The sequence below is a fragment of the Paraburkholderia sp. genome (assembly GCF_036488505.1).
In the GTDB taxonomy this organism is placed as follows: Bacteria; Pseudomonadota; Gammaproteobacteria; order Burkholderiales; family Burkholderiaceae; genus Paraburkholderia.
This window is the reverse complement of record NZ_DASXHN010000465.1, coordinates 1-5,638: the sequence shown is the minus strand read 5'-3', so window position 1 is coordinate 5,638 and position 5,638 is coordinate 1. Positions and strand designations below refer to the sequence as shown.

6 protein-coding genes are annotated in these 5,638 nt (G+C 60.6%); 2 read left to right on the top strand and 4 right to left on the bottom strand.

What is annotated here, in order from left to right; translation table 11 throughout:
- The 3 genes from VGH68_RS26880 to VGH68_RS26870 form a co-directional block, all read right to left on the bottom strand.
- A partial coding sequence (locus tag VGH68_RS26880) for an SUMF1/EgtB/PvdO family nonheme iron enzyme (RefSeq protein WP_331606760.1) occupies nt 1-475 on the bottom strand: 475 nt, incomplete at its 3' end.
- Nucleotides 476-482: 7 nt separating this feature from the next.
- On the bottom strand, nt 483-2,429 hold the full coding sequence (locus VGH68_RS26875; RefSeq protein ID WP_331606759.1) for an arylsulfatase: 1,947 nt from the start codon (nt 2,427-2,429) through the stop codon (nt 483-485).
- A gap of 275 nt (nt 2,430-2,704) precedes the next feature.
- A complete protein-coding gene (locus VGH68_RS26870) occupies nt 2,705-3,061 on the bottom strand; it encodes a MerR family DNA-binding protein (RefSeq protein WP_331606758.1) in 357 nt (118 codons plus the stop codon).
- Between the two features lie 4 nt (nt 3,062-3,065).
- On the opposite strand from VGH68_RS26870, the gene VGH68_RS26865 reads away from it, so the two are divergent.
- Nucleotides 3,066-3,554, top strand: coding sequence for an SDR family NAD(P)-dependent oxidoreductase (locus tag VGH68_RS26865; RefSeq protein WP_331606757.1), 489 nt, complete (start codon nt 3,066-3,068; stop codon nt 3,552-3,554).
- Nucleotides 3,555-3,713: 159 nt separating this feature from the next.
- Here VGH68_RS26865 and VGH68_RS26860 read toward each other — a convergent pair whose 3' ends face one another.
- Nucleotides 3,714-4,493, bottom strand: coding sequence for an SDR family NAD(P)-dependent oxidoreductase (locus VGH68_RS26860; protein WP_331606761.1), 780 nt, complete (start codon nt 4,491-4,493; stop codon nt 3,714-3,716).
- Between the two features lie 143 nt (nt 4,494-4,636).
- Here VGH68_RS26860 and VGH68_RS26855 point away from each other — a divergent pair, with 143 nt between their 5' ends.
- Nucleotides 4,637-5,533: an AraC family transcriptional regulator gene (locus VGH68_RS26855; RefSeq protein WP_331606756.1), complete on the top strand. Its 897-nt coding sequence runs from the start codon at nt 4,637-4,639 to the stop codon at nt 5,531-5,533.
- The last annotated feature ends 105 nt before the right edge of the window (nt 5,534-5,638 follow it).

The following is a 5,638-nucleotide window of genomic DNA, read 5'->3' as shown; positions in this document are numbered from 1 at the left end:
CATTCATTTCCTCGCGTGTCGGCGTGTGAAACACCACCGCGCCGCCTTGACGTTCGGCATCGGTGACATAGCCGGTCGCTTTGACGAAGGCCGCGAATTGCGCATTCGTCACATCGGTCTGATCGATCCAGAACCCGCTGACACGCGTCTTGCCGTCACCGGCCGGGCGCTCGTCTGCGTAACCGAGCTTGCTGCCGAACACGAAATCGCCACCATGCAGATGCACCATGCCGGCCTTCGGATCGTCACGCCAGCGCGCAGGCAAACCGCCATAGCGCTGGCATTGCTGCTCGGAGCCGAGGACGGTCAGCGCACGGCTGCGGTTCAGATCGTCGAACCCGCCCGCGTTGCCGCCGCTGAAAACCGCCGACGCGGCTGTCGCGGCGGTAAAGGCGGCGGCGAACGCGACCGTGGCGATTGCCGCGTACGCGCTGTAAAGCGCAGTGCGGCCATTGAGTTTGAATCGTACGGTCATCGCTTACTCAGTAGTAACCACGCGGACGCAACGGCTCGACGCCGCCGACGCTCGTCATATAGCTGTTCCACTGCTGCACGAGACTGTCGAGCACCGACGGATTCTGCGTCGACACGTCCTGCGTTTCGCCGCGATCGGCCGTCATGTCATACAGTTGCCAGTGACCGTCCACGGGACCGAGCGGGGGCTCTGTCCACAGTGCTTTCCATTTGCCGTCAGCGCTGCGCAGATAACCGCGACCGTACGCTTCATCGCCGAACGAAGCCGTATGCACGGCGGTCGTGGTTTGATCGTTCAGCAACGGCAACAGCGACTGCCCGGTGATCGGATACACATAGCGATCGTTGTAGACCACCTTGCCCTTATTCTGATCCGCGCCGGTGAGCGTATTGATCAGCGGCGGCGCGGCTTGCGTGGGCGGCGAAATTTGCGCGACCGCGAGGAACGTGGCGGTGTTGTCGGTCACGTGCGTGAAAGCGCGCAAGCTTGCCTTCTGCGAGGTCTGACCCGGCAGGTGGACGATCAACGGCGTGGACACACCGCCTTCACCTGAATAGCCCTTCGTCAGCCGGAACGGTGTCGCGCTCACTTCGGCCCAGCGCAAACCGTATTGCAGACGCCTTGCATTCTGCAGACCGTTGTCGGTGCCGAGCGTCGAGTAGACCGGGTCGGCGGCATTCGCGGTATCGGTTGCGGTGGGGTCCGCGCCCGAGTCGATCGGCCAGCCTTCCGCACCGTTGTCCGACTGGAACATGATGAACGTGTTGTCGTATTCGCCAATGTCCTTCAGATGCTGGATCAGCAGACCGATGTTGTGGTCGAGGTTTTCCACCATGCCCGCGTAGATTTCCATATAGCGCGCCTGCGCTTTTTTCTCGGCGGGCGAGAGGCTGTCCCACTTCTTGTTCACATAGCCGGGGCCATAGTCGGTATAGCCTTGCGCAGCGCTGTGCACCGCGCTCACGTACTTTGCTGCCGCCGTGCCGTTGTTCGTGGTGGCCGCGCTCGCGACGACCGTCTCGGACGCGCCGCCGTACGGCACGAAGTCGTTCGGGATAATGCCGAGCGCCTTTTGCCGCGCAATGCGCGCGTCGCGTATCGCGTCATAACCCGCGTCGTATTTGCCGGCGTAATTGTGCAGATAAGGCTCGGTCACCTGCAGCGGCCAGTGCGGCGACGTGTAGGCCGCGTACGCAAAGAACGGCTTGCCGTCACCCTTGTTCGAGTCGATATAGGAGATCAGGCGCTGCGTGTAGAAGTCGGTCGAATAGAACACGGCAGGGCTGCCGCCGGTCCCGCCCGGTTGTCCCGGCTGGCCTGGCTGCACGTAATGGCCGTCTTCGGTGTAGTTCTGCGAACCGGCGGGTTCGTGCGCGAAGTGATTGGTCGCGGCGCCGCCGAGCAGCGCATAGCTGTGCTCGAAACCCCACTGGTCAGGCGTTTGTCCGCCACCCGTCGCGCTGCCGACGATCCCCGAGCCGATGTGCCATTTGCCGGCCATGTACGTGTGATAACCGCCGTCCTTCAACAATTGCGCAACCGACAGCGCGCGGTCGTTCAGGTATCCCTCGTAGCCCGGCAGTCCTTTGCGTTCATCGGTCGGAACCCCCATCGTGCCTTCGCCGACCAGATGGTGGTCGGTGCCGGAAATCAGCATCGAACGCGTAATCGCGCAGACGGTGCCGGTGTGGTGATTGGTCAGAATGCGGCCCGATTGCACCAATGCGTCGAGATTCGGTGTATTGATTTCGCCGCCGAATGCATGGATGTCGGAATAGCCGAGATCGTCGGCCATGATGTACAGGATATTCGGCCGCTTGTGTGCGACGACCGGTGCGGAAGCTTCAGCAGAGATCGTGCCGTCGCCGCACGAAGCGAGCGCGACGAGGCCGGCGACGGCTGCGCCGATGATGCCGAGGCGAAGCGTTGAGTGTTGCGATCGATGTGTCGTCATTGTTGTACTGACCGAAGATGTCGGGTCGCCGATGGTAGCAACGGCGTCAGTACGGCCAAAGTTTGATTTCTGCGTTGCTATGCCGGATTGCCGATATGGACGCTGTGGCGCGCAGCGCGAATCCAGTTGCCTGGATCGAGTGCGGGTCTATCCGGCTATGAAGGTACTTTGTAGGGCAATGGCGATGCCCTTTGCTGCAAACCGGGGACGGCGGCACGGCATCCCATGCAATCGCGGTGACTTTTGGCCATTCGACGATCAGGGCTTGCCCATATCTACGCTTGCGATCGGTATCGTCCAATCTTTTCGACGATAAACGCTTCGACCTCTTGCAACGAAGCGATTTGCTCCCGAATGACAACAAGCCTTGCGTCGAGGAATTCGATTGTTTGCTCGGCACTTGGAGGCGCGTCCGCATAGGCCTTCAAAAGAGGCACAATTTCCGCTAACGAGAAGCCCAGCCGTTGTGCGTCACGGATGTGCTTGATGGTGACCAGTATAGATGGGTCGTATTCGCGGTAGATGCGGCTGCCTGCGCTGCGTGCAGTTGACGTGAAGAACCCCATCTTCTCGTAGTGGCGAATGCCATCCTTGGACAAGCCAGCAATCTTCGCAATCTCGTTGATGAGCATGACAATGGACTTGACTATCGGGTTACTCGACACTTTATCGCTGACCGCAGCGATATTTTCATTCATCAATGTTTCGTCGATCGGCGGGAAACTGGCGCTTCCCCAGGGCGGCTGGTACCACGCGTCGAAATTTGCCCTTGAAGAGAACTCGGACGCTTTGCGCAATGAGGTTCGCCCGTTTGGCATCGACGTCGTCGTGATCCGACCCGGGGGCGTAAAGTCGGAATGGAGCGCCATTGCCGCAGAATCGGCAAAGCGGCATTCGTCCCGAAACGCCTATTCCTCGCTTGCTGACAAACTGTCGAAAGCCTTGGCGAATCAAACCGGTCAACCTGAGCCGAAGGTCACCACCGATCTTGTGGTTGCCGCGCTGAAAGCAAAGCGTCCGAAGGTACGCTATTCCGGTGGTCAAATGGCAAAGTCGCTATTGTTCTTCAAATGGTGCCTTCCCGATCGCCTCTTCGATTGGTTGATCATGTCCGCGCTTAAATAAGGGTGTCTCGCCAGTGAGTGACGGGCCGCTTTCGGGAAACTCGACAGACCGTTCCGGGTCGCGAAAGGTCCGCCACCGGATGTCATGGCAATCTCGGGCAACAGCTGCCGCGCTCGCCCCTGCACTGAAGCGGCGCATCGACGCACTGGCGAAGAAGCGTCAGATGTGGATTCCGCCAGCCACTTCGATACGCTGTGCGTTGACCCATCCGAACTCGTCCGACAGGAGCGCCGCGATTACCGGGCCGACATCGGTCGGCAAGCCGACGCGGCCAAGCGCGGTGTGTTCCGCGACGGCTTTGTTGACCTGCGGATTGTCTCGAACGATACCTCCGCTGAAGTCAGTGGCGATTGCACCGGGTGCGACAACGTTGACTGCAATACGGCGCGGCCCCAATTCGAGCGCCATGTAACGCGTCAGCGCTTCGACGGCCGCTTTCATCGGGCCGTAAATGGCGCGCCCCGGAAACGCGAAGCGGGCGAGCCCGGACGAGAGGTTCACAATCCGTCCCCCGTCACTGATCAGCGGCAGAAGTTTTTGCGTCAACAGGAACGGCGCCTTGAAATGGACCGCGAACTGCGCGTCGAGCTCTGCTTCAGTGCCCGCCTCGAAGGTGGCCGTTGAAGACGTGCCAGCATTGTTCACCAGATAATCGAAGTGCTTCGCACCCCAGCTATCGAGTGCTTCGCGCACTCGCGTGACGAAAGCGTCGAACGTGGCTGCGTTCTCTACGTTCAACTGCAGCGCAATGGCATTCGCGCCCGCCTCAACGACGAGTGCACGGACCCTGTCGGCTTCGGCCTGATTGGCGTTGTACGTGAAGATGGAGTTGACGCCGCGAGCGGCAAGTCGCAATACCGTATCGCGGCCAATGCCTCGGCTTCCGCCGGTAACGATCGCGATCCTGGAACCGGTGCGTTTAGCGCTGGTCGTTGTCATCACATACCTCTTGTTGGCTGGGTTAGCTTCAATTCTCCGCTCGCATCCTCGCCGCGTGAATGCACGAACCTGCCCGGTCATTGCCTAATCCTGCTCCGTCATCCTATGATGGATCGAGCCCACCCTTAGCACGTCGATCCACCATGCTGAACCAACTGGCCACCGCCCTACTTCGCTACACCGACAGGTGTCCGGGCCCGAGCCCATACTCGACACAGCTCGAAGGCGTTTTCATTCTTCGTTCAGATCAGCCAAAACCGCCGACGCTGCGCTCCGCGAGTCCCGCGTTGTGCATCGTCGCTGAAGGCGCGAAGTGGGCCAGCTTCGGCGGCGAGCGGTTGGAATATCGGGCGGGACAGGCGCTGGTCATCGGCGTGCAAACGCCGTCCCGGGGTCAAGTGTTCGAGGCCAGCCCCGCGAAACCTTGCCTGGTCCTGCTTTTGCAGCTGGATCTCGCGATGATCCGCGCGGTAGCCAATGAGATGGCGTTTGCCCCAGTGCCGTCTGGCGACGCAAGCCGCGGCGTGTTTGTCGCCGATTTCGACGGACCTTTGGCGGACTGCGCATTGCGGATCGTGCGTCTGCTCGATACGCCCGAGGCCGCCACCATCCTGCAGCCGATGATCATGCGCGAGATCGGTTACTGGCTGCTAGCGGGACCAAACGGCGCGGAAGTTGCAAAGCTCGCGTCAATCCAGAGTCCTTCGCACAAGCTCGCGCGCGCGGTGGACAACCTGAGGACCAATTATGCGCAACCCATGCGAGTGGAAGACCTCGCTAAAATCGCGCAGCTCAGCGAGTCGGCGTTTCATCGTCAATTCAAAGCGTTCACCGGCTTGCCGCCTTTGCAGTACCAGAAACAATTGCGCTTGCTGGAAGCACGCAGGCTGCTGCTCTCGCAGTCCATCAGCGTACAGGCCGCCGCATTTGAAGTCGGCTACGAAAGTCCGTCGCAGTTCAGCCGCGAATACGCGCGAATGTTCGGCGCTGCGCCGAAAAAGGAGTTAGCACATGTGCAGGGAATCGGCGAGGCCGCCTAGGTCGCGCATCAAGCGGACAGCCTCAGAATGCGGGGTTAACGGCAAGCACGACGCAAGCATTTGAGTGGCCCCTTCGCAGCGAACAGCGGACCTGGACCGGTAGCC